This is a genomic window from Parasphingomonas zepuensis, assembly GCF_036663735.1.
Taxonomy (GTDB): domain Bacteria; phylum Pseudomonadota; class Alphaproteobacteria; order Sphingomonadales; family Sphingomonadaceae; genus Sphingomonas.
The window spans coordinates 16,753-37,579 of record NZ_JAXOJO010000003.1 but is presented as its reverse complement, the minus strand read 5'-3'; the positions used below and the strand labels follow the sequence as shown (position 1 = coordinate 37,579).

The 20,827-nt window shown below is 65.1% G+C and carries 24 protein-coding genes; 13 read left to right on the top strand and 11 right to left on the bottom strand.

The genetic code is table 11. The features are described from left to right. Nucleotides 1–25: 25 nt before the first annotated feature. Nucleotides 26–478: a GatB/YqeY domain-containing protein gene (locus U1769_RS11535; protein ID WP_332715892.1), complete on the bottom strand. Its 453-nt coding sequence runs from the start codon at nt 476–478 to the stop codon at nt 26–28. 128 nt (nt 479–606) lie between these two features. On the opposite strand from U1769_RS11535, the gene carA reads away from it, so the two are divergent. The 5 genes from carA to U1769_RS11510 all read left to right on the top strand — a co-directional run bounded on the left by carA (nt 607) and on the right by U1769_RS11510 (nt 6,952). Next, nucleotides 607–1,794 carry a glutamine-hydrolyzing carbamoyl-phosphate synthase small subunit gene (gene carA, locus U1769_RS11530; protein WP_332715890.1) on the top strand — a complete coding sequence of 396 codons (1,188 nt, stop codon included), beginning with the start codon at nt 607–609 and terminating at the stop codon, nt 1,792–1,794. Next, on the top strand, nt 1,791–2,153 hold the full coding sequence (locus U1769_RS11525) for a ribonuclease E inhibitor RraB (protein WP_332715888.1): 363 nt from the start codon (nt 1,791–1,793) through the stop codon (nt 2,151–2,153). The genes carA and U1769_RS11525 overlap by 4 nt, the downstream gene beginning before the upstream one ends. A gap of 271 nt (nt 2,154–2,424) precedes the next feature. Next, the gene (carB, locus tag U1769_RS11520; protein ID WP_332715886.1) at nt 2,425–5,760 is read left to right on the top strand and encodes a carbamoyl-phosphate synthase large subunit; all 3,336 of its coding nucleotides are present in this window, start codon (nt 2,425–2,427) and stop codon (nt 5,758–5,760) included. Between the two features lie 80 nt (nt 5,761–5,840). Continuing rightward, entirely contained in the window at nt 5,841–6,317 is a 477-nt protein-coding gene (greA, locus tag U1769_RS11515; protein WP_332715884.1) for a transcription elongation factor GreA, read from the top strand. A gap of 95 nt (nt 6,318–6,412) precedes the next feature. Beyond that, complete coding sequence (locus U1769_RS11510) at nt 6,413–6,952, top strand: rhomboid family intramembrane serine protease (protein WP_332715883.1); 540 nt, start codon at nt 6,413–6,415, stop codon at nt 6,950–6,952. A 15-nt stretch (nt 6,953–6,967) separates the two neighbouring features. Here the strand turns inward: U1769_RS11510 and U1769_RS11505 are convergent, their stop codons facing one another. The 5 genes from U1769_RS11505 to U1769_RS11485 all read right to left on the bottom strand — a co-directional run bounded on the left by U1769_RS11505 (nt 6,968) and on the right by U1769_RS11485 (nt 9,047). Beyond that, the gene (locus tag U1769_RS11505) at nt 6,968–7,198 is read right to left on the bottom strand and encodes a DUF4170 domain-containing protein (RefSeq protein WP_332715881.1); all 231 of its coding nucleotides are present in this window, start codon (nt 7,196–7,198) and stop codon (nt 6,968–6,970) included. A gap of 80 nt (nt 7,199–7,278) precedes the next feature. Further along, nucleotides 7,279–7,716, bottom strand: a complete 438-nt coding sequence (locus tag U1769_RS11500) for a hypothetical protein (RefSeq protein WP_332715879.1) — start codon at nt 7,714–7,716, stop codon at nt 7,279–7,281. Continuing rightward, complete coding sequence (locus U1769_RS11495) at nt 7,713–8,090, bottom strand: DUF3618 domain-containing protein (protein ID WP_332715877.1); 378 nt, start codon at nt 8,088–8,090, stop codon at nt 7,713–7,715. Before U1769_RS11495 ends, U1769_RS11500 begins: the two co-directional genes overlap by 4 nt. Continuing rightward, complete coding sequence (locus tag U1769_RS11490; protein WP_332715875.1) at nt 8,090–8,443, bottom strand: phage holin family protein; 354 nt, start codon at nt 8,441–8,443, stop codon at nt 8,090–8,092. Before U1769_RS11490 ends, U1769_RS11495 begins: the two co-directional genes overlap by 1 nt. Before the next feature lie 22 nt (nt 8,444–8,465). Then, the gene (locus U1769_RS11485) at nt 8,466–9,047 is read right to left on the bottom strand and encodes a hypothetical protein (protein ID WP_332715874.1); all 582 of its coding nucleotides are present in this window, start codon (nt 9,045–9,047) and stop codon (nt 8,466–8,468) included. 147 nt (nt 9,048–9,194) lie between these two features. Here U1769_RS11485 and eno point away from each other — a divergent pair, with 147 nt between their 5' ends. The 3 genes from eno to U1769_RS11470 all read left to right on the top strand — a co-directional run bounded on the left by eno (nt 9,195) and on the right by U1769_RS11470 (nt 12,654). Then, on the top strand, nt 9,195–10,475 hold the full coding sequence (gene eno / locus U1769_RS11480) for a phosphopyruvate hydratase (RefSeq protein WP_332715872.1): 1,281 nt from the start codon (nt 9,195–9,197) through the stop codon (nt 10,473–10,475). A 60-nt stretch (nt 10,476–10,535) separates the two neighbouring features. Continuing rightward, complete coding sequence (locus U1769_RS11475; protein ID WP_332715871.1) at nt 10,536–10,850, top strand: FtsB family cell division protein; 315 nt, start codon at nt 10,536–10,538, stop codon at nt 10,848–10,850. A 76-nt stretch (nt 10,851–10,926) separates the two neighbouring features. Then, complete coding sequence (locus U1769_RS11470) at nt 10,927–12,654, top strand: DUF885 domain-containing protein (RefSeq protein ID WP_332715870.1); 1,728 nt, start codon at nt 10,927–10,929, stop codon at nt 12,652–12,654. Here U1769_RS11470 and U1769_RS11465 read toward each other — a convergent pair. Together U1769_RS11465 and U1769_RS11460 are read right to left on the bottom strand one after the other, a co-directional pair. After that, nucleotides 12,651–14,045, bottom strand: a complete 1,395-nt coding sequence (locus U1769_RS11465; RefSeq protein ID WP_332715868.1) for an MFS transporter — start codon at nt 14,043–14,045, stop codon at nt 12,651–12,653. The two genes, U1769_RS11470 and U1769_RS11465, sit on opposite strands and share 4 nt — an antisense overlap. Nucleotides 14,046–14,092: 47 nt before the next feature. After that, nucleotides 14,093–14,590, bottom strand: a complete 498-nt coding sequence (locus U1769_RS11460) for a pyridoxamine 5'-phosphate oxidase family protein (RefSeq protein ID WP_332715866.1) — start codon at nt 14,588–14,590, stop codon at nt 14,093–14,095. Between the two features lie 124 nt (nt 14,591–14,714). Here U1769_RS11460 and U1769_RS11455 point away from each other — a divergent pair, with 124 nt between their 5' ends. Further along, nucleotides 14,715–15,053, top strand: coding sequence for a hypothetical protein (locus U1769_RS11455; protein ID WP_332715864.1), 339 nt, complete (start codon nt 14,715–14,717; stop codon nt 15,051–15,053). Nucleotides 15,054–15,057: 4 nt separating this feature from the next. Here the strand turns inward: U1769_RS11455 and U1769_RS11450 are convergent, their stop codons facing one another. Next, nucleotides 15,058–15,480 carry a cupin domain-containing protein gene (locus U1769_RS11450; RefSeq protein ID WP_332715862.1) on the bottom strand — a complete coding sequence of 141 codons (423 nt, stop codon included), beginning with the start codon at nt 15,478–15,480 and terminating at the stop codon, nt 15,058–15,060. Then, nucleotides 15,477–16,304 carry an alpha/beta fold hydrolase gene (locus U1769_RS11445; RefSeq protein WP_332715860.1) on the bottom strand — a complete coding sequence of 276 codons (828 nt, stop codon included), beginning with the start codon at nt 16,302–16,304 and terminating at the stop codon, nt 15,477–15,479. Before U1769_RS11445 ends, U1769_RS11450 begins: the two co-directional genes overlap by 4 nt. Before the next feature lie 278 nt (nt 16,305–16,582). Between U1769_RS11445 and U1769_RS11440 the strand changes: the two genes are divergently transcribed. Further along, nucleotides 16,583–17,092 (top strand): hemerythrin domain-containing protein, encoded by a 510-nt coding sequence (locus U1769_RS11440; RefSeq protein WP_332715858.1) that lies wholly within the window; start codon nt 16,583–16,585, stop codon nt 17,090–17,092. A gap of 181 nt (nt 17,093–17,273) precedes the next feature. Continuing rightward, a complete protein-coding gene (locus U1769_RS11435; protein WP_332715856.1) occupies nt 17,274–17,483 on the top strand; it encodes a hypothetical protein in 210 nt (69 codons plus the stop codon). On the opposite strand, the gene U1769_RS11430 is transcribed toward U1769_RS11435, so the two are convergent. Continuing rightward, nucleotides 17,480–19,252, bottom strand: a complete 1,773-nt coding sequence (locus U1769_RS11430; RefSeq protein WP_332715854.1) for an aspartyl protease family protein — start codon at nt 19,250–19,252, stop codon at nt 17,480–17,482. The two genes, U1769_RS11435 and U1769_RS11430, sit on opposite strands and share 4 nt — an antisense overlap. Before the next feature lie 162 nt (nt 19,253–19,414). On the opposite strand from U1769_RS11430, the gene U1769_RS11425 reads away from it, so the two are divergent. Beyond that, the gene (locus tag U1769_RS11425) at nt 19,415–19,939 is read left to right on the top strand and encodes a DUF2867 domain-containing protein (RefSeq protein ID WP_332715852.1); all 525 of its coding nucleotides are present in this window, start codon (nt 19,415–19,417) and stop codon (nt 19,937–19,939) included. A 211-nt stretch (nt 19,940–20,150) separates the two neighbouring features. Beyond that, the gene (locus U1769_RS11420) at nt 20,151–20,813 is read left to right on the top strand and encodes a DsbA family oxidoreductase (protein WP_332715851.1); all 663 of its coding nucleotides are present in this window, start codon (nt 20,151–20,153) and stop codon (nt 20,811–20,813) included. The last annotated feature ends 14 nt before the right edge of the window (nt 20,814–20,827 follow it).

Genomic DNA, 20,827 nt, shown 5'->3' with positions numbered 1-20,827 from the left:
CGATCTCCCGCCAAGATGCTCACCCTTACGCCAACGCTGCCTTAACCGCGCCGCTCGCCTTGCTCATGTCCAGCGTCTGCGCATGGCGCGCCTTCAGCTCCGCCATCACGCGGCCCATGTCCTTCATCCCGCTCGCGCCAAGCTCGGCCTTGATCGCCTCTACCGCGGCGCGGGTCTCGGCCTCGTCCATCTGGCGCGGCAGGAATCGCTCGATCACCGCGACTTCGGCGGCTTCGGCATCGGCCAGTTCCTGGCGGTTGCCCTTCACGAACATCTCGATCGATTCGCGGCGCTGCTTCACCATTTTCTGCAGCACCTCGATCACCAGGGTATCGTCGTCGTCGGGCGACTTGCCGGTGCGCGCCTCGATATCGCGATTCTTGATCGACGACTGGATCAGGCGGATGGCGGCGGTGCCTTGCTTGTCGCCGCCCTTCATGGCGGTGACGAGCGCAGCCTTGATGTCGTCGCGAATCATTGTCGGTCCTTTTCGGTAATCGGCCCAGATAGCGCGGCGGGCGCCGCTTTAACAGATTGACGCTCCGCCCCGCGAGGCTTAGCGACCGCCGCTTAGCGACATCGAAACCTTGAGGAGTGCCCGCCACGATGGCCGACGCCAAACCCGTATCTGCGCCTGAAGGAGCAACGGGAGTCCTGGTCCTTGCCAATGGCGAGATCGCCTGGGGCCGCGGATTCGGTGCCGAAGGTGAAGCAGTGGGTGAAGTCTGCTTCCACACCGCGATGACCGGGTATCAGGAGATCATGACGGATCCGAGCTTCGCCGGGCAGATCATCACCTTCACTTTCCCGCATATCGGCAATGTCGGCGCCAATGCCGACGACGTCGAAGCCGAGGAGCCGCATGCGCTCGGCATGATCGTACGCGAGGATGTGACCGCGCCGTCGAATTTCCGCTCGGTCGAGCGGCTCGACGAGTGGATGAAGCGGCACGACCGGATCGGCCTGTCGGGCATCGACACCCGCGCGCTGACCCGGCGGATCAGGACGGGGGGCGCCCCCAATGGCGTGATCTCGCACCGCGCCGACGGCAAGTTCGATATCCCGCTGCTGCTGCAGATGGCCCGGGCCTGGCCGGGGCTGGAGGGCATGGACCTCGCCATCTCGGTCACCACCGAGACGCATCATGGCTGGGAAGGCGGCGTTTGGCGTCTCGGCTTCGGCTATGAGGACGGGGCTTCGCCCGCTGGTGAGAGCGGCGGCGCCAAGCCGCATGTCGTCGCGATCGATTACGGCGCCAAGCACAATATCTACCGCAATCTGGTGAAGGCGGGGGCCAGGGTCAGCGTGCTGCCGGCGACCGCGACCTTCGATCAGGTCATGGCGCTGAAGCCCGATGGCCTGTTCCTGTCGAACGGCCCGGGCGATCCCGCCGCGACCGGCGACTATGCCGTGCCGGTGATCCGCCAGCTGCTCGAAACACGCATCCCGCTGTTCGGCATCTGTCTCGGCCACCAGTTGCTCGGCCTCGCGGTCGGCGCGGAGACGACCAAGATGTTCCAGGGGCACCGCGGCGCCAATCATCCGGTCAAGCGGCTGAGCGACGGCACGGTCGAGATCACCAGCATGAACCACGGCTTCGCGGTGGTGAGCGAGACTCTGCCGGCGACCGCGCGCGAGACTCATGTCTCGCTGTTCGACGGCTCCAATGCCGGCTTCGAGCTGACCGATCGCCCGGCCTTCAGCGTGCAATATCATCCCGAGGCGAGCCCGGGGCCGCAGGACAGCTTCTATCTGTTCGAGAAGTTCGTCGGGTCGCTGGAGGCAAGCGCATGACCTTGCCCCAGGTGGATCAGGCGCGGTTCGAAGAAGAATGGCGCGACGACCAGGAGGTTCTCGCCAGCCTGGCGGAGAATGGCGATCGCCCGGAGCTTCCACGCTCGATCGATGTCAGCTTCACCGGCGACGAAGCCGCGCTCGATCGGCTGGCCGACGAAGCGGAGGATCTCGGCTTCGCGGTGATCGATCGCGAGGAGAATGAGGATGGCGGCATCTCGCTGTTCCTTGCGCGTGAGCAGCCGGCCGACGCCGACTCGATCAAGGCGCTGACGCTGCAATGCCTGCAGATCGAGCTGACCTACGACGTCGAATATGAGGGCTGGGGTTGCATGGCCGAGACCGGATCGGACGAATGATACGGCTTCGTAACGATCCCCCCCGGGCACAATTTGGTGTCCGACGAGGTGTTCCGCTCAAGTGGTTGAGTTATTTCGATATAAGTTCGCATTTCCGGGGTGGATCCGCCAAAAGATATGGGACACCACAGTGTCCCATATCTCCCATGGATCGCCCTCAGAACGGCTTTCGACGCCCCGCTGGCGCGATTCACCTTGCGGCGCTTCACGGCTATGCCGGAACGCTCGATGACGTCGCCTTCCGGCGCAAAATGAAGAAACAGACGCGATAATGCCAAAACGCACCGACATCTCCTCGATCCTCGTCATCGGCGCCGGCCCGATCGTCATCGGCCAGGCCTGCGAGTTCGATTATTCCGGCACGCAGGCGATCAAGGCGCTGCGCGAGGAAGGCTATCGCATCGTCCTGGTCAATTCGAACCCGGCGACGATCATGACGGATCCCGAACTGGCCGACGCGACCTATGTCGAGCCGATCACGCCCGAGGTGGTCGCCAAGATCATCGCCAAGGAGCGCCCCGACGCGGTGCTGCCGACGATGGGCGGCCAGACCGCGCTCAACACCGCGCTGGCGCTGTTCAATGACGGCACGCTGGAAAAATACGGCGTGCAGATGATCGGCGCCGATGCCGAGGCGATCGACAAGGCCGAGGACCGGCTGAAGTTCCGCGACGCGATGGACAAGATCGGGCTGGAAAGCCCGCGCTCGCGGATCGCGCACAGCATGGACGAAGCGTTCGCCGCGCTCGAGCATGTCGGCCTGCCGACGATCATCCGCCCCAGCTTCACCATGGGCGGCTCCGGCGGCGGCATCGCCTATAACCGCCAGGAATTCGAGAATATCGTCCGCGGCGGGCTCGATGCCTCGCCGACCACTGAAGTGCTGATCGAGGAATCGGTGCTCGGGTGGAAAGAATATGAGATGGAGGTCGTGCGCGACCGCAACGACAATTGCATTATCATCTGCTCGATCGAGAATATCGATCCGATGGGCGTCCACACGGGCGATTCCATTACTGTCGCGCCAGCGCTGACGCTGACCGACAAGGAATATCAGATCATGCGCAACGCCAGCATCGCGGTGCTGCGTGAGATCGGCGTCGAGACCGGCGGCTCCAACGTCCAGTTTGCGGTGAATCCGAAGGACGGCCGTCTGGTCGTGATCGAGATGAACCCGCGCGTGTCGCGCTCGTCCGCGCTCGCCTCCAAGGCGACCGGCTTTCCGATCGCCAAGGTCGCCGCCAAGCTGGCGGTCGGTTACACGCTCGACGAGATCATCAACGACATCACTGGCGCGACGCCGGCTTCGTTCGAGCCGACGATCGACTATGTCGTCACCAAGATCCCGCGCTTCGCCTTCGAGAAATTCAAGGGCGCCGAGCCGATCCTGTCGACTGCGATGAAATCGGTCGGCGAAGTGATGGCGATCGGCCGCAACATCCATGAATCGATGCAGAAGGCCCTGCGCGGCCTGGAAACGGGCCTGAGCGGCTTCAACCAGGTCGATGCGCTGGTCGGCGCGCCGCGCGAGGCGATTGCCGCGGCGCTGGCGCGCGCCACGCCGGACCGGTTGCTGGTCGCGGCGCAGGCATTGCGCGAAGGCTTCACTGTCGCCGAGATCCACGCGATCACTTTCTACGATCCCTGGTTCCTCGAGCGGATCGCTGAAATCATCGAAGCCGAGGAGGAGGTGTGCCGCGGCGGCCTGCCGCGCGACGCAGCCGGCATGCGGCGGCTCAAGGCGATGGGCTTCAGCGACAAGCGGCTTGCCTGGCTCGCGCTCAAATCGGCCAATCTGCACGGCGGGATGGATCGCAGCATCGCCCGGGGTTCGGGGCTGATCCACGATACGGTGGTCGCGATGACCGGCGGCGTGACCGAGGACGAAGTGCGCGCGCTGCGCCACAAGCTCGGCGTGCGCCCCGTCTTCAAGCGGATCGACACCTGCGCCGCCGAGTTCGAGGCGAAGACGCCCTATATGTATTCGTCCTATGAGGCGCCGAGCTTCGGCGAGCCGGAATGCGAAAGCGATCCGACCGAGCGGAAGAAGATCGTCATCCTGGGTGGCGGACCGAACCGGATCGGGCAGGGGATCGAGTTCGATTATTGCTGCTGCCATGCCTGCTTCGCGCTGGCCGAGGCCGGCTATGAGACGATCATGGTCAACTGCAATCCGGAAACGGTGTCGACTGACTATGACACATCGGACCGGCTCTATTTCGAGCCGCTGACCGCCGAGGACGTGCTGGAAATCCTGCATGTCGAGAAATCCCGCGGCACTTTGGTCGGCGTGATCGTCCAGTTCGGCGGCCAGACTCCGCTCAATCTCGCCAACGCGCTCGAGCAGGCGGGCATCCCGATCCTCGGCACCAGCCCGGACGCGATCGATCTGGCCGAAGACCGTGAGCGCTTCGCCGCACTGATCACCAAGCTGGGCCTGCTCCAGCCGGCCAACGGCATCGCGCGCAGCCGCGACGAGGCGATCGCGGTGGCCGAGCGCATCGGCTATCCGGTGCTGATGCGCCCGAGCTATGTGCTCGGCGGCCGCGCGATGGAGATCGTCGACGGGCCGGCGCAGCTCGACGATTATATCCAGACGGCGGTGAAGGTTTCGGGCACCTCGCCTGTGCTGATCGACCAGTATCTGCGCGATGCGATCGAAGTCGATGTCGATGCGATCTCCGACGGCACCGACGTGACAGTGGCAGGGGTGCTGCAGCACATCGAGGAAGCCGGCGTGCATTCCGGCGACAGTGCCTGCTCGATCCCGCCCTACAGCCTGTCCGACGAGATCATCGCCGAGATCGAGCGCCAGACCGCGGCGCTGGCCAAGGCGCTGTCGGTGGTCGGGCTGATGAACATCCAGTTCGCTGTGAAGGACGGCCTGGTCTATCTCATCGAAGTCAATCCGCGCGCCAGCCGCACCGTGCCGTTCGTCGCCAAGGCGATCGGCGCACCCGTCGCCAAGATCGCGGCGCGGGTGATGGCCGGGGAGAAGCTTGCCGACCTGCCGAAGATCGACCGGGCGATCGACTATGTGGCGGTGAAGGAAGCCGTATTCCCCTTCAATCGCTTCCCCGGCGTCGATCCCGTGCTCTCGCCCGAGATGAAGTCGACCGGCGAAGTGATGGGCATCGACAGCGATTTCGTCATGGCCTTTGCGAAGTCGCAGCTTGGCGCCGGCAATGCGCTGCCGAAGACCGGCACGCTGTTCGTCAGCGTGAAGGACGGCGACAAGCCGGTCGTGCTGCCGGGCGTGAAGCTGCTCGCCGAGAATGGCTTCGCCATCGTCGCGACCGGCGGAACCGCGGATTATCTCAGCGACCACGGCGTGCTGGTCGAGCGAGTCAACAAGGTGGCGCAGGGCCGGCCGCATATCGTCGACCGGATCATGGACGGCGGGATCGACCTGATCTTCAACACCACGGAGGGCTGGCAGTCGCTGAAGGACTCTCAGCCGATCCGCGCCAGCGCGTTGCGGCAGAAGATTCCATACTTCACCACGGCGCCCGCCAGCGTCGCTGCGGCGCAGGCGATCGTCGCTCTTGCGACACGCAGCCTTGAAGTACGACCCCTGCAATCCTATTATTCGCACTCGCACAATTAACTCCCGACATGAGAACGAGGTGCGGGCGGGTCCTTAAGGGGCCGGCTTGAATAAGAATTTTTGACGAAGGACCTAAAGGGATGGCGACCGTCGACAAGATGCCGATGCTGCAGGAGGGCTATGAGAAGCTCAATGCGGACCTGAAGCGCCTGAAGGCGGAACGGCCGACCATCGTAGACGCGATCGAGGAAGCGCGGGCACATGGCGACCTTTCCGAAAACGCGGAATATCACGCCGCCAAGGAGCGGCAGGGCCAGATCGAGGCCTCGATTTCCGATATCGAGGACAAGCTGTCGCGCGCGCAAGTGATCGATCCGCGCGATCTGTCGGGCGACAAGGTCGTGTTCGGCGCGACCGTCACGCTGCTCGACGAGGATGACAAGCCGATCCGGTATCAGATCGTCGGCCAGACCGAGGCTGACGCCAAGGGCGGGCGCATCTCGTACAATTCGCCGCTCGGCCGCGCGCTCATCGGGCGCAAGGTCGATGACGAAGTCGAGGTGACGGTGCCGTCGGGCGACCGCTATTACGTCGTTTCGAAGATCGAATTCATCTGAACGGAATCAATCTTCCGCGGGGCCGCTTCACCGACGCGCTGGTTGCGCTGTCGGTCTTTGCTGCGTTGTTCATCGCCGCCGCGATCGGGTTGGAAATGGCCGCGCTCGAGTTCGGCTTCACGCCGCTGGACTTCCTGGCCGGCGGCTGGAGCGCCGAACCGGTGCGCTCCTGGCTGTCGCCGCTCGCGTCGGCCTTCATCGCACGTGATGTCATCTCCGCGATCTTCAACCTGGTCTTCCTGCTGATCGCCGGCCGTTATGTCGAAAAGGCGATTGGACCTGTCGGGCTTGGCGTCGTGTTCGTCGCCGGTGCCTATGGGGGTTCGCTTGCGCGGCTGATCCTGACGCCGGGCTCGCCGATCCCCAGCGCCGGGCTGGACGCGTCTGTATTCGCGGTGATCGGGGCTTATTTCATGCTGTACGGCGTGCCGAGCGCCATCCCGATCGCCCGGCACCATAACCGGCTGACTCAGGTCGCCATCCTTGCCGGAATCTGGATGGCGATCCAGATCGCCTTCGCGATTGTCGCGCAGAGCTTCGCCGTCTCGGTAACGATCGTCGAACCGATCGGCGGGCTCATCGCGGGCGTTGCGCTTGCCAGGCCGCTGCTTGCGTGGAACTACCGCAAGGCCTGAAGCGGCCCAGCTGGATCAGGCCTTGGGGGGATCGACCAGGTCTGGCTGTAGGAGGCGGTGGAGATGCACCACCACGAACTTCATCGAGGCATCGTCGACGGTGCGCTGCGCGGCCGCGCGCCAGGCCTTTTCGGCGCTGGCATAATCGGGGAACACCCCGACGATCTCGATCGAGTCGAGATCGTCGAAGTCAAGATGGCGGGGATCGCTGACGCGACCGCCGAAGACCAGGTGGAGCTTGCTCATGGATCGGGCTTCCGAAGGGAGGAGTCGCCCTTTCCTTAGAGCGTGATGCCGATGAGGTGAACCGCCGGACGCGCTTTTTGTTATTTGCTCGATGCCTTGCTCGCAGCGGCAGATCCGGCACTTGAAAGCGCCTTGACCACACCATCGAGCAGTTTGCCCACCTGATCGCGCGCCGCGGCCTTGTTGAGGCCAAGCGCGTCGAGTTCAGCCTTGCCGGCTTCCTTCGCCGCTTGTGCGGCACCGGCGGCGGTGTCGGTCAGGCGCTTGCCGACCGGACCGAGCAGCTTACCTTCCTGCTCCGTGCGCGGGATGATCGCGCCGGCCAGCACGCCGAGCGCGACGCCGCCGACGAGCACGGCGAGCGGATTGGCCTCGATGCCCTGGGCGGTGCGGCGGGCGGCCTCACGGGCCGTGTCGCGCGTCGCGTCGAGCGCCTGTTCGGCTTTCGCGCGGGGGCCGGAACGCGCTGGCTCGGCATCGTTGGTTGGAGCCGGAGTGACGTTTGACGGGGCGTTCATGTGGATGGTCCTTTCCGTCGGGCAGACGCCCGTTTGGGTTTCAAACTCTTGGACGGCTGTGGAGTTTCATCGCGGGAGCCCTCGATGAGCCGCCGGATCGGTCCCCGCGCCAGTAACAGGGCGATCGCCGCCGCCCCGCTGGCCAGCGTGACCGGATGACGCTTGAGTTCAGCCACGCCGCCACGCGCGAGGTCCTGGGCGGCTTCCTTCAACTCCCCCATCGCCTCGCGCGCAAGCGCCTTGGGGTTGAGCCGGGCCTGGATTTCGACGAGCGTTCCCGTCAGCCGTGCCCGAGCCGCCTCGGCACGGCTACGTGCCAGGACGAGATCGGCGGCATCGTCGATCACGCCTGCCAAATTCTCGTCGCCGCTCATCAGGGCTTGTCCTTGAAGTCAGTGATCCGCCGTACCTTGCCGAGCGCGGCGCGCACCAGCAGCGCGGCAATGCCGAGCGAGACGACCACGACGAGGATGGTCGCTCCCACCTCGCCAAGCGGCCGCCGCAGGATCAGCAACAGCCCGAGCACCGTGGCGATCATCGCCGATTGCGCGAGCAACAGCGCCAAGACGACGAGGATGATCGCGCTACGCGCCTCGCCGACACGACTGAGGAACTGGGCACGATACAGCCGCACCTCCGCTCGCACGAAGCGCTCGGCATCGTCGATCAGGCGCGCAAACAGCGCTGCGATGCTGCTGTCATGCTCTTCCGGCGGTTGCTCTGCCATGTTCCCCCCGGTGCCTGTTGGATCAGGCGTCGTCGCGGTCGGCCGCGTCGAGGCCCGACTTGATCAGCCGCACCAGCACGAAGCCGATCGCGGCGGCGGTGCCGATGGCGACGGCAGGGCTCTTCTTCACGAAGCCGCGGGCATCGTCGATCAGATCGTCGAGATTCTTCTGCTTGATCGATTCCGAAAAGCCCGAGACCGCATCGGCGGCGTTGCGCGCATATTGGCCATATTGCGGGCCGACCTTCTCATCGACGGTACCGGCGGCTTCGGTCATCATCTTTGCCAACTCGTCGAGCACGCCGCCGGCACGAGCCTTGCCATCCTCGGCATAGGCACGGGCCTTGTCGCCGGCATCCTTGGTGAGCTTGGAGGCGCTGTCCTTCAGCGTCTGGGTCGCGGCCTTGGTTTCGGCCTTGAAGCGTGGGGTGGCGGTGTCTTGCGTGGTGTCCACGGTCGGGCCTTTCTTCGGCTTGGCCGGTTTTGGGGTGTTGGCGGCAGGCGAGGCCTTGGGGGCGGCAGCTGCCTTGCGCGGTGTCGCAGACGTTGCGGCCTGCTTGACCGGCTTTGCGGGTCGGGGAGCCTTGGGAGTGTCGTCGGCCATGCTGTCGCCCTCTTCTCGCTTGTGAACATTCAACCGGTCAGCACCTGTCCCGGTTCCATGCCAGAGACGAATTGCCGCCGCTGGTGTTAGCCGATAGAGGCTCGCGCCAGCATCCGCATTTATCCCAACAGTTAGAAGGATCGTTCCGTGACCGCAATCATCGACATCCACGCCCGGCAGATCCTCGACAGCCGGGGCAATCCCACCGTGGAGGTCGATGTGCTGCTGGATGACGGATCGTTCGGCCGCGCCGCCGTACCCTCCGGCGCATCGACCGGCGCGCACGAGGCGGTCGAGAAGCGCGACGGGGACAAGAGCCGCTGGCTCGGCAAGGGCGTCGAGCAGGCCGTCGAGGCGGTCAACACGGAGATCGCCGACGCGGTGCTCGGCCTCGAAGCCGAGGATCAGGCCGATGTCGACCGGGTGATGATCGAGCTCGACGGCACCGAGAACAAGGGCCGGCTGGGCGCGAACGCGATTCTCGGCGTCAGCCTCGCAGTGGCCAAGGCGGCGGCGGATGCGCGCGGCCTGCCGCTGTATCGCTATGTCGGGGGCGTTTCCTCGCACGTGCTGCCGGTACCGATGATGAACATCATCAATGGCGGCGAGCATGCCGACAATCCGATCGACTTTCAGGAATTCATGATCGTGCCGGTCGGCGCCGACTCGATCGTCGAGGCAGTGCGCTGCGGCTCGGAGATCTTCCACACGCTGAAGAAGGGCCTGCACGACAAGGGCCTGGCGACATCGGTCGGCGACGAGGGCGGTTTCGCCCCCAACATCGCCTCGACGACCGATGCGCTCGATTTCATCATGAGCTCGATCGAGAAGGCGGGTTACCGGCCCGGCGACGACGTGATGCTGGCGCTGGATTGCGCCGCGACCGAGTTCTTCAAGAACGGCAAATACGACATCTCCGGCGAGGGCAAGATCCTGTCCAGCCACGAGATGGCGGAATATCTCGCAGATCTGACGCGCCGCTATCCGATCTTCTCGATCGAGGACGGCATGGCCGAGGACGATTTCGAAGGCTGGAAGGCACTGACCGATCTGATCGGCGACAAGGTCCAGCTGGTCGGCGACGATCTTTTCGTGACCAATCCGAAGCGGCTGAAGCAGGGCATCAAGGATGGCCTGGCCAATTCGCTGCTGGTGAAGGTCAATCAGATCGGCACGCTGACCGAGACGCTCGAGGCGGTCTCCATGGCACAGCGCGCTGGCTATACCGCGGTCATGTCGCATCGCTCGGGTGAGACCGAGGATGCGACGATCGCCGACCTCGCGGTCGCGACCAATTGCGGGCAGATCAAGACCGGCAGCCTGGCGCGCTCCGACCGGCTCGCCAAGTACAATCAGCTCATCCGGATCGAGGAGGAGCTGGACGAGGCGGCAGTTTATGCGGGGCGCTCGGTGTTGCGCTCGAAATAGGGCGAGACAAGGTTAAAATTCCCGCTTGATCCACGAGTCGCGACCTGCGAGAATCGTGGAATGGCAAAGCGTTCCACCTTCCGCACCATGCTGCGTCGTGCCGGTCCGCCGGCCGCGCTGCTGATCGTGGGCGCGTTCTTCGGCGGCTATGCGATCCTGGGGCCGAACGGCGCGCTCGCTTATGGCGACATCAAGCGCCAGCTGGTGAAGCGGCAGGGCGATCTCGTCGTGTTGGAAAAGCAGCGGGCCGAGTTGAAGAACCGTGTCGCGCTGCTCGATCCACGCCATGCCGATCCCGACATGGTCGACGAGCTGGCGCGCCGGAAGCTGAATGTGGTGCATCCCGACGACGTGATCGTAGAGCTCGGCAAATAGCCCGCCGATAGGTCGGGGTGGCGCACGGCGCCCCAAGCTGCCAGCATTCCCGGGACAACGAATCGAAGGAGCGGATATGCGCGGGATATTGCTTGCCGGAATCGCCGTGCTGGCGCTCGGGGCGTGCGGGCCGGCGAAGAAGCCGATATCGAACGACACCGAACTGGCGCTGCCGACCAGTGACTGGGTCGCCTTCCGCGATGCCTTTATCGAAGGCTGGTTCAAGCTGGATCCGGCGAACGCAGTCTACCAGGGGCGGCATGATTTCGACGGCGGTCTTGGCGACTGGAGCGAGGCAGGGCTGAAGCGGCAGGCCGATTTCCTGCGCGCCTCGATCATCAAGGCCTCCGCCTTCGATGTCGCCAAGCTGAGCAAGCAGGACGCGTTCGAGCGCGACTATCTCGTGCAGGTCGCCGAAGGCAAACTGTTCTGGCTGACCGAAGCCGACCAGCCGCATCGCAATCCCGCCTGGTATATCGGCGCCGGGCTCGATCCCAACGTCTATATCGCGCGCAACTATGCCGATGCGCCGACGCGGATGAAGGCGATGATCGCCTTTCTGCGGAAGATCCCGACAGCCGCAGCGAACATCCGCACCAATCTTGCGACCCCGATGCCGCTCAGCTTCGTCAATTATGGCGTCGCCGGGTTCAACGGCTTTGCCGATTATTACACTGGCGACGCGAAGAAGGCGTTTGCAAGTGTCGCTGACCCGGCGCTGCAGAAGCAGTTCGACGAGGCGGCCGGCGCTGCCTCCAAGGCGATGCGCGATCTGGGCAGCTGGCTCGACAGTCAGCGGGCCACCGCGACCCAGGATTTTGCGCTGGGGCCGGTCAAATTCTCCCAGATGATCAAGATGACCGAAGGCGTCGACGTGCCGCTCGATCAGCTCGAGGCAGCGGGCAAGGCGGACCTCAAGCGCAATCAGGACGCGCTGGCGGCTGCCTGCGCGCAATATGCGCCCGGCGCGACGATCCCCGCCTGCATGGCGAAGATGAACGCGAACAAGCCGGAAGGCGGACCCGTGGCCGAAGCGCGGCGGCAAATCCCTGAGCTCAAGGCGTTCGTGATCGCCAAGGATATCGTCTCGATCCCCGACAAGGAACAGGCGCTGGTCGAGGAGAGCCCGCCCTATAACCGGCAGAATTCGGCCTATATCGATCCGCCCGGGCCGTTCGAGAAGGGCATCCCGTCAGTCTATTACATCTCGCCGCCCGACCCCGCCTGGCCGGCGGCGGAGCAGGCGGCGTTCGTTCCGGGCAAGATGGACCTGTTGTTCACTTCGGTCCACGAAGTGATGCCGGGGCATTTCCTGCAGTTCCGCCATGCCAACGCATCGCCGTCGCTCTTCGGGCGGTTGTTCGTCGGCTATGCCTATGCCGAGGGCTGGGCGCATTATGCTGAGGAGATGATGTGGGATGCCGGGCTGCATGACGGCGATCCCGAGACTCATGTCGGCCAGCTGTCCAATGCACTGCTGCGCAACTGCCGCTATCTCTCGGCGATCGGCCTGCATGCGCGCGGCATGACTCAGGAGCAGTCGCGCAAGATGTTCGTCGAGCAATGCTATCAGGATGAGGGCAATGCGAAGCAGCAATCGGCGCGCGGCACCTATGATCCCGCCTATCTCAACTACACGATGGGCAAGCTTCTGATCCGCAAGCTGCGCGACGACTGGACCGCGACGCGCGGCGGGCGACAGGCGTGGAAGGCGTTCCACGACCAGTTCCTGAGCTATGGCGGCCCGCCGATCCCGCTGGTGCGCAAGGCGATGATCGGCGGCGACGGCAAGGCGGTGTTCTAACGCACCGGGCTTGCCGGCTGCACGTCGACGGTCTCGTCGGGCCGCGGATTGCGCAGCGAGGGACGCAGCCGCGCCAGGCTGCACAGGCCGGCGATTAAGGCAAGGCTGGCGGCGACGAGCGGCGGCACCGTGCCGCCACCGATACCCATTGCGAGCAGCGCCGCGACGAGCGTGGCGCCTGTCGTCTGGCCGATCAGGCGGACCGTCGAGACGAGGCCGCCAGCCGCGGCCGCGCGTTCCTGCGGGGCTGACCCGATGATCAGGCGCGCATTGGGCGGCAGGAAGGTGCCGAAGCCCGATCCGCACAACGCCATGCGCCAGGCCACGTCGAACCAGGTCGGATCGGGCGGCAGATTGGCGAGCAGGAGCAGCGCGACGATCGAGATCGCCATGCCGATCCCGCCCATGATACCGGCCGGGATGCGATCCGACAGCCAGCCGGCGAGCGGCGCCACGATCATGTTGGTGAGTGGCCACGGCGCAATCATCGCGCCGACTTCGGCGGGCGAGAAGCCATAGGCGTGCTGAAGCCGGAAGGGCGTCGAGATGAGCAAGGTCATCGAGGCGACGAAGGCAGTGAAGCCGCCGATCGCGGACAGCGCGAGCACTGGCCGGGCGAGCAGGTCGATCGGCAGGATCGGCTTCGTTTCATGCCGTTCGCGCCGCACGAAATAGACACCCACCGCCGCGCCGATCAGCACGATCGCGCCCGATACGACCGGGCTGTCGCCGTGCACGCCGCTTTCGAGTCCGCCGATCACCAGGCCGAACATCGTGGCACACAGGACGGCGCCGAAGATGTCGAACGGCTCGGTTCGCGGTTGCGGATCGGGTAGTGCCCGGCCGAGAAACAGCGAGGCGATCGCGAAAGGTACTGCGCTGGCGAAGACCCAGGGCCAGGGCGCGATCGCCAGCACCAGGCCGCCGATCGTCGGCGCGGCCGCGGCGCCGCTGGAGACGACGACCGAGTTGATGCCGAGCCCGCGGCCGAGTTGCGTGGACGGATAGGTCGAGCGAATCAGCGCCGAGGAGACGCTGAGCGCCGCCGCCGCGCCGAGCGCCTGCACTGCGCGGACGATCAGCAGGAAGGGCAGGCTGTTGGCGAAGAAGCACAGCAGCGTCGCGACGGTGAAGATCAGCTGGCCATATTGGTACATCCGCTTCAGCCCGATGCGATCGCCGAGCGCGGCAAAGGGCAGGAGCATCATCACCAGGATGAGCTGATAGACCGTGACGACCGACACCACCGACGCGCTGTCGACCCCGAGATCGCGGGCAATCGTCGGAAGCGCGACGGTGGCGATGGCGCCATCAATGATGATCAGCGCCGTGCCGCAGGAGAGGGCGCCGATCGCGGCAAAGCGGCGGGGGGTGGGCAGGCCGTCGGTCATCACGGCCGCATATACCCTGCCTCCCGCCGGTCAATCATCGGACGCGATCAGCCGAGCGAGACCTCGGCGACCTTGTCCTTATAGTCCCGCTTGGGATCGACCCCGAGCAGCATCTTCACCCCGGCGAGCAGGCTGGACCCGTTGAGCCAGATCTGCGCACGTTCGGTATCGAGGCGTAGCAGCTGGAGCTTCGGATCGTCCTTGCCGCCTTCGAACCAGGCCGCGACGAACGGGTTCCACAGGCGATCGATCGTCGCGCGATCATCGTCGAGCGATAGGGTGCCGTGGATGCTGGCGAACAGGTCGTGGCCCTTGGATGCAAAATGGGCGAGCGCACGGCTGCCCTGGCCCTGGCGCAGCTCCTTCGTCAAATCCGCTTCCTTCGACGTGAAGAACCAGATCGGGCCGCGATCTTCATCGCCATCCAACTGGGCCGTCATCGGCTGGGCATGGCCGTCCTCGACGCCGTCGAGTCCGAGCATCAGCGTCATGTCGGAACGAAGCGATTTCCAGAACTTGGCGGTTATTTCCTGCGTATCGGGCATTGGATTGTCCTTGTTGTTGCCGGCCCCGAACGGGCGGAGGCGAACGGCGGTTCCGTAAAATCCCCATGCTCGACTCGTCGATCTCCTCTTGCTGCGATGCAGCATATTACTGTATGCAAGGCATATGAAACTTCCGACCGAGAGCGACGAGGCCAAGCCGCAGGGCCAGGTCCCGACCATTTTCGAGGCGATCGTGCGCAAGCGCTGCGTGATCGCGACCTACAACCGCGTGACCATGACGCTCGCGCCGCATGTGATCTACACGCGGCACGGCGACCTGTTCATCGATGCCGTCGCGCTCGAAAAGGACGGCAAGCCGCCCAAGGAAGAGAAGATCGGCACGTTCAAGCTGGCCGGTCTCAACGACCTGCAGCTGACCGGACGCGACTTCCCGGCGAGCGCGCTGTTCCATGCGAACGACGCGAAATATGCCGAAGCGCTGATCTCGGTCGAGGCCGCCTGAACCCCTAATCGGGCGACCAGCCTTCGGGCGCCAGCTCGAAGCCGGCAAAGTCGAAGGCGGGCGTGACGACACAGCTGACGAGCGCCCAGCCAAGCTGCGCCTCGGCCGATTGCCACGCATCGGCCGGCACGATCGCCTGGGGCGTCTGGCCGGCCAGCACGTCGCCGCCGAGCAGATGCTCGGTCCGCATCCCGTCATCGATCAGCAGCGCGAGTGGGCTGCCAGCGTGCCATAACCACAGCTCCGCCGCATCGACGCGGTGCCAGTGCGATCGCTGGCCCTTCTCCAGCAGGAACAGGATGGCAGTCGCCAGCCCGCGTTCGCCGGTGTCGCCGGGCGCGGGCTGGCGGAAGGTTTCGCGAAACCAGCCGCCCTCAGGATGGGGCGAGAGACCCAGCCGGGCGATGAGGGCGGCTGAATCGCTCATGCCTTGATGAACGCCAGCAGGTCGGCGTTGAGCACATCGGCATGGACCGTCAGCATGCCGTGGGGATAGCCCGGATAGATTTTGAGCGTCGGCTTCTGGACCAGTTCGGCCGAGAGCAAAGCGGCATCCTTGTAAGGCACGATCTGATCGTCGTCGCCGTGCAGGATCAGGCAGGGCACATCGATCTTCTTCAGATCCTCCGTGAAGTCGGTCTCTGAAAACACCTTGATGCAATCATAATGGGCCTGGGCCGACCCCATCATGCCCTGCCACCACCAGCGATCCATCACTCCTTGCGAGACGGTCGCGCCATCGCGGTTATAGCCGTAGAAAGGGAAAGGCACGTCCTTGTAGAATTGCGCGCGGTTTGCCGCGAGCTGGCGGCGCAGATCGTCGAACGCCTCGATCGGCGTGCCGCCTGGATTGGACTCCTTCTTGATCATGACCGGCGGCACCGCGCTCACCAGCACTGCCTTGGCGACACGCGAGGTGCCGTGACGCCCGAGATAGCGGGCGACTTCGCCGCCGCCGGTGGAGTGGCCGATATGGACGGCATCCTTCAGATTCAGCGCTGCGGTCAGTTCGGCGACGTCGTCGGAATAGGTATCCATATCGTTTCCGGTCCAGGTCTGGCTCGACCTGCCGTGCCCGCGGCGATCATGGGCTATGACCCGGTAGCCCTCGCCGAGGAAGAACAGCATCTGCGTATCCCAGTCGTCCGCGGACAGCGGCCAGCCATGGTGGAACACGATCGGCTGCGCATCGCGCGGGCCCCAATCCTTGTAGAAAATCTCGGTACCGTCCTTGGTGGTGATCGTGCTCATGGCGGTGTGTCCTCAGGGAAAGGAAGATGACATCACGAACGGGGACATCCCGCCGCGACCAGCCAAAGAATAGGTGGCCCCTGTTACACGATCCATCATCCCTGAGGATGATCGACGCGAAAAAAGCATGATCCGTCCGCGCGCGTTTGCCGGAACGCCAATAGCGTGGCGGTCTGCTGATCTGAATCAAGTCGCGCCGCAAACGACTCGCAAGAGATGCGACGTGCGGAACGAAGCGCCTGCGACGCGGTTGAAACCGCGAGACACAGGAGGATTTTATGGCCGACACCAAACAGGACGCGATTGCCTTGCTCAAGGCCGACCACCGCACGGTCGAAGAACTGTTCGAGCAGTATGAGGGAGCAAGCGGCTCCGCGAAGAAGCAGAAGATCGCGATGCAGATCTGCCTCGAGCTCACCGTCCATGCGCAGATCGAGGAAGAAATCTTCTATCCGGCCTGCGAGGGCAAGATCGAGGAAGACATGCTCAAGGAAGCCTATGTCGAGCATGACGGCGCAAAGGTGCTGATCGCAGAGATCGAAGCGGGCAGCCCGGAGGACGAATATTACGACGCGAAGGTGAAGGTGCTCTCCGAGCAGATCGAGCATCATGTCGAGGAAGAGGAGATGCGCATGGAGGGCATGTTCTCCCAGGCGCGGCGTGCCGGGCTCGACATGGACGCGCTGGGCGACCAGCTGCGCGAGCGCAAGGAGCAACTGATCGCGACCTACAAGGTTTCCGGCCTGCCCAAGCCCGAGACGACTACGCTCGACAAGGTCACGGTCTAGGCCGTCCCCGGCCCCGGGCGCGCAGCCCGGGGCCGCACCAACACGAATCATCGAGAGGAACGTGGCATGGGTAAAGGCATCTTGCTTTGGCTGATCGGCATTCCCCTTCCGATCATCATTCTGCTGCTGATCTTCTGGCACTGATCGCTGACGCGAGGAGAACGGGCATGGGAGAATGGGCATGACCGGAACGACGCCCCCGAAAAACCCGGACATTCCGCCCGAGAACGGAAAGCGTGCGTGGATCGACTCTGCGACCGGCGAAGTGCACGGCAGCGGAGTAGGCGCGGGCGGTGGCAGTGCGGGCGAGGACTATGACAGCGACAGCGCGATTGGGGACGGTCCGGTGCCGCTGCCCGGTCAGCCGACCGGCACTGAGGAACCACGCTAATTCGGCACCTCCAGACCGATGCGTCTTGCCTCGGCCGGCAGGCCGGGCCGCAGGGCCACCGCCGCGGCAATATCCGCGCTGGCCTGCGCTGCCAGACCCTTACGGTGCGCGATGATGCCGCGCCCGTAGAGCGACCAGGCCAATTTCGGCTGGATCGCCAATGCCGCATTGTAATCAGCCAGCGCCTTGTCGAGTTGTCCGCTGCGCAGGCGGGCAAGGCCCCGGCTGTCGAGAAAGGCTGGCGTCTTCGGTCGTAGCCTGAGCGCCTTGTCGCAATCGTCGATGGCGCGGTCGAGATCGGTGCCGCCAAGCGCGCGCTGCCAGCACCTCCCGTTCAACGCTGACGGCAATCGCCGATCGTCGGGGTGGGCGACGATCCAGCGATCATACTGCGCGATCGCGGCCGGATAATCATCCATATCGGCATAGAAGCCCGCCAGCGTCAGGCGCAGATCGGAGGACGCTGACACGGCACGGTCCGCCGCATCGGCGTCGGCGCGGGCCCCCGGCTTGTCGTCGCGCCGGCGCAGGCTGGCCCGAAACAGCAATGCCTCTGCGTAATCGGGTTTCAGGCTCAGGGCGCGGTCGAGATCGGCTAGTGCCTCGGCGCGCCGCTCGCTGCGTTGCAGGATGACGGCGCGCTGGTAGCGATATTCGGCATTGTCCGGCGCCAGCTCGCCGGCGCGCGTCAGATCGGCCAGCGCGCCGGCGAAATCGCGCCGCGCGGCCAGCGCGTTGCCGCGCAGGCTGAACTCCTCCGCGGTGGCCGGGCCACCGTTCTCACCCGTGGACGGCGCAGCGGCCGTGGCACCGGCCGGCGTATCCTTTCTCCTGACGGTGAGGTCGAAGACCGGGCCGCCATTATAGGTGAAGAACATCCTGTGCTGCGCGTTCGAGACATAGACCCGGTGGGACAGGAAGAAATCGGCGCCGATCAGCATGTCGAAATCGCCGCCATTGCCGATATCGGAGAAGCGGAGCCGGATCTTGCGGATTTCCTCGTCGCCGATCTTCAAGCTCTGGAACGGGCCGATCCAGGTGGGTAGGAGGCGCCGGCCGAGCCCGCTGCCATAGCCGGCCGGCTCGACACCGGGCGAGTCGGACCTGATCCCTGCACGGGCGGCGGCGGCGATGGTCAGCGCCGAGGTGGATGCGCCGGTATCGAACATGGCGCGGATCTTGACCCCGTTCAGGATCACCGTGCCCATTGTGTGGGGTTGCAGCGGCGAGGGCGGATCGATCTCGAGCTGCGAGACCGGCTTGTCCCCCGCCCAATAAGCGAGATTGGCCTTGTCGCAATTATGCGGCCGCATCAGCCGGATCGCCGCGCCGGCAAGATCATATTCGACATCGCCAATGCGGAGCACATTCTGCCCGAGCAGGCCGGTGCTGCCCGTTTCGCTGCCGCCGACGATGAACTCGATATCGTTGAGCTTCGCCGGGCCGAGCCCAAATTCCTTGACCTTGGCGATGGAGATGCTTGCGTCGCCGCCGGCGCCTCGCATCCGTGCACCGTTGGGCGCCGCGGTGAGCCTGAGCCCGAGTTCGGCAGCGGAGCCGGGGGAGATGAGGCTGTAGAACGCGCCGCTATCGACCATCAGCTTGACGGGCTTGCCGTTGATCGTGGCCGGCACGAGGGGCTTGAGGCCGGTCATGGTGACGGGCAACTCGAGCATCTGGCCGATGGTGCATTTGGTCTCGGCGGCTGCGGCCGGGACCGATGCGGCGCCGGCGAGCAGCGCGGCCAGGGATGTGGACAGGGTTCGCACCGGAAATCCTTCAAGACCGAGGCATCTCCGCCGACTCGTCGCGCGGCGAACGGACGCGGTCAACGGGGTGCCGCCCGTATCGGGTGCATTTCGCGCTCCGACCCGCCCGGCGGCGCAAACATGACAGCATTTCCCACACGAGGGGCCATGCTATGACCGGGCATGAGCATCGTCAGCGCCGTCCCCGCCCCGACCGAGAGCGCGCTTGCCCCGCTTTATCCCGGTGCCGACCTGCTCGACGCCTTTGCCACCACGCTGTCCGCGGGGGCCACCAGCGACTCGGACCGGCTGGCGCGCGCGGTGCTGGCGCAGCCGGCCTGGTGGATGAAGGCGCTGATGGGCATGCGCGACGCGGCGGTGGCGCCGCTTGGCGTCAAGACGTCGCGGGCAATCGCGCGCGAGCGGAACGCCGGCGACCGGATCGGTTTCTTCCCAGTGCAGGCGCGAACGTCGCGCGAACTGATCGTCGGCGAGGACGACCGGCATCTCGATTTCCGCGCGTCGATCCTGCTGCAGGACGAGAAGGATGGCGCGCGGACGCTGACCATGATCACGGTGGTGCACTGCCACAACCGGCTCGGGCGCTGGTACCTTGCGGTGATCGCGCCGTTTCATCGGGCGATCGTGCGGGCGAACATCGTGCGGGCCGCACGACGTGGCTGGCCGGAGGGGGGCGAGCGCCGCTGACGCCCGGCGCGAGCGTGGAATGCGCGGGCGAAATCGGAAATCCGCGGCGTGGCGAAACGACGGAGGAAATCATCGCAACGCTATGGCCCCCTCGCGCGCGCCGTTGAATCGAGCTGCGTTGCGATGGCGCGGTTGAAGAGAATTTCCGGCGCGGCATCGCGAGGCGGATCGTGCGGCCCTATATCCGGTCGCAACGATTGCGAGGTAAGCCATGACCGTCCCCATCAAGATCGACTTCGTCTCCGACGTTTCCTGTCCGTGGTGCATCATCGGGTTGAACGGTCTCGAGGAGGCGCTGCGCCGGGTTGGTGAGGAGGTGGACGCGACGATCACCTTCCAGCCGTTCGAACTCAATCCGGGCATGCCGGCGGGCGGGCAGGAGATCGGGGAGCATATCGCCGAGAAATATGGATCGACGCCCGAGCAATCCGCCGCGAACCGGGCGATGATCCGCGAGCGGGCAGCCGGCGTGGGCTTCACCATGACGATGGCCGAGGGCGGCCGCATCTACAACACGTTCGACGCGCACCGGCTGCTGCACTGGGCCGAAGGGACAGGGCATCAGGCGGCACTGAAGCACAAGCTGTTCGAGGCCTATTTCACGGACGGCAAGGATCCGTCCGATCACGCCGTGCTGGTCGCGGCAGCGGTCGCGGCGGGGCTAGATGGCGATGCTGCACGCGCGGTGCTCGAGTCGGGCCGCTATACTGCCGAGGTGCGGGCGGCCGAGCAATTGTGGCAGTCCCGCGGGATCAGTTCAGTGCCTGCGATCGTGATCAACGAGCGCTATCTGATCTCGGGCGGGCAGCCGCCCGAGGCGTTCGAGCAGGCCCTGCGCGGGATCGCGGCGGAGACGGCCGGGGTTCAGGCCTGACCATTGCGAATTTC

Excerpts from the sequence above, each read along its gene's own strand:
- U1769_RS11535 (WP_332715892.1), bottom strand. The coding sequence starts at position 478 with ATGATTCGCGACGACATCAAGGCTGCGCTCGTCACCGCCATGAAGGGC.
- carA (WP_332715890.1), top strand. The coding sequence starts at position 607 with ATGGCCGACGCCAAACCCGTATCTGCGCCTGAAGGAGCAACGGGAGTC.
- U1769_RS11525 (WP_332715888.1), top strand. The coding sequence starts at position 1,791 with ATGACCTTGCCCCAGGTGGATCAGGCGCGGTTCGAAGAAGAATGGCGC.
- carB (WP_332715886.1), top strand. The coding sequence starts at position 2,425 with ATGCCAAAACGCACCGACATCTCCTCGATCCTCGTCATCGGCGCCGGC.
- greA (WP_332715884.1), top strand. The coding sequence starts at position 5,841 with ATGGCGACCGTCGACAAGATGCCGATGCTGCAGGAGGGCTATGAGAAG.
- U1769_RS11510 (WP_332715883.1), top strand. The coding sequence starts at position 6,413 with ATGGCCGCGCTCGAGTTCGGCTTCACGCCGCTGGACTTCCTGGCCGGC.
- U1769_RS11505 (WP_332715881.1), bottom strand. The coding sequence starts at position 7,198 with ATGAGCAAGCTCCACCTGGTCTTCGGCGGTCGCGTCAGCGATCCCCGC.
- U1769_RS11500 (WP_332715879.1), bottom strand. The coding sequence starts at position 7,716 with ATGAACGCCCCGTCAAACGTCACTCCGGCTCCAACCAACGATGCCGAG.
- U1769_RS11495 (WP_332715877.1), bottom strand. The coding sequence starts at position 8,090 with ATGAGCGGCGACGAGAATTTGGCAGGCGTGATCGACGATGCCGCCGAT.
- U1769_RS11490 (WP_332715875.1), bottom strand. The coding sequence starts at position 8,443 with ATGGCAGAGCAACCGCCGGAAGAGCATGACAGCAGCATCGCAGCGCTG.
- U1769_RS11485 (WP_332715874.1), bottom strand. The coding sequence starts at position 9,047 with ATGGCCGACGACACTCCCAAGGCTCCCCGACCCGCAAAGCCGGTCAAG.
- U1769_RS11475 (WP_332715871.1), top strand. The coding sequence starts at position 10,536 with ATGGCAAAGCGTTCCACCTTCCGCACCATGCTGCGTCGTGCCGGTCCG.
- U1769_RS11470 (WP_332715870.1), top strand. The coding sequence starts at position 10,927 with ATGCGCGGGATATTGCTTGCCGGAATCGCCGTGCTGGCGCTCGGGGCG.
- U1769_RS11465 (WP_332715868.1), bottom strand. The coding sequence starts at position 14,045 with ATGACCGACGGCCTGCCCACCCCCCGCCGCTTTGCCGCGATCGGCGCC.
- U1769_RS11460 (WP_332715866.1), bottom strand. The coding sequence starts at position 14,590 with ATGCCCGATACGCAGGAAATAACCGCCAAGTTCTGGAAATCGCTTCGT.
- U1769_RS11455 (WP_332715864.1), top strand. The coding sequence starts at position 14,715 with ATGAAACTTCCGACCGAGAGCGACGAGGCCAAGCCGCAGGGCCAGGTC.
- U1769_RS11450 (WP_332715862.1), bottom strand. The coding sequence starts at position 15,480 with ATGAGCGATTCAGCCGCCCTCATCGCCCGGCTGGGTCTCTCGCCCCAT.
- U1769_RS11445 (WP_332715860.1), bottom strand. The coding sequence starts at position 16,304 with ATGAGCACGATCACCACCAAGGACGGTACCGAGATTTTCTACAAGGAT.
- U1769_RS11440 (WP_332715858.1), top strand. The coding sequence starts at position 16,583 with ATGGCCGACACCAAACAGGACGCGATTGCCTTGCTCAAGGCCGACCAC.
- U1769_RS11435 (WP_332715856.1), top strand. The coding sequence starts at position 17,274 with ATGACCGGAACGACGCCCCCGAAAAACCCGGACATTCCGCCCGAGAAC.
- U1769_RS11425 (WP_332715852.1), top strand. The coding sequence starts at position 19,415 with ATGAGCATCGTCAGCGCCGTCCCCGCCCCGACCGAGAGCGCGCTTGCC.
- U1769_RS11420 (WP_332715851.1), top strand. The coding sequence starts at position 20,151 with ATGACCGTCCCCATCAAGATCGACTTCGTCTCCGACGTTTCCTGTCCG.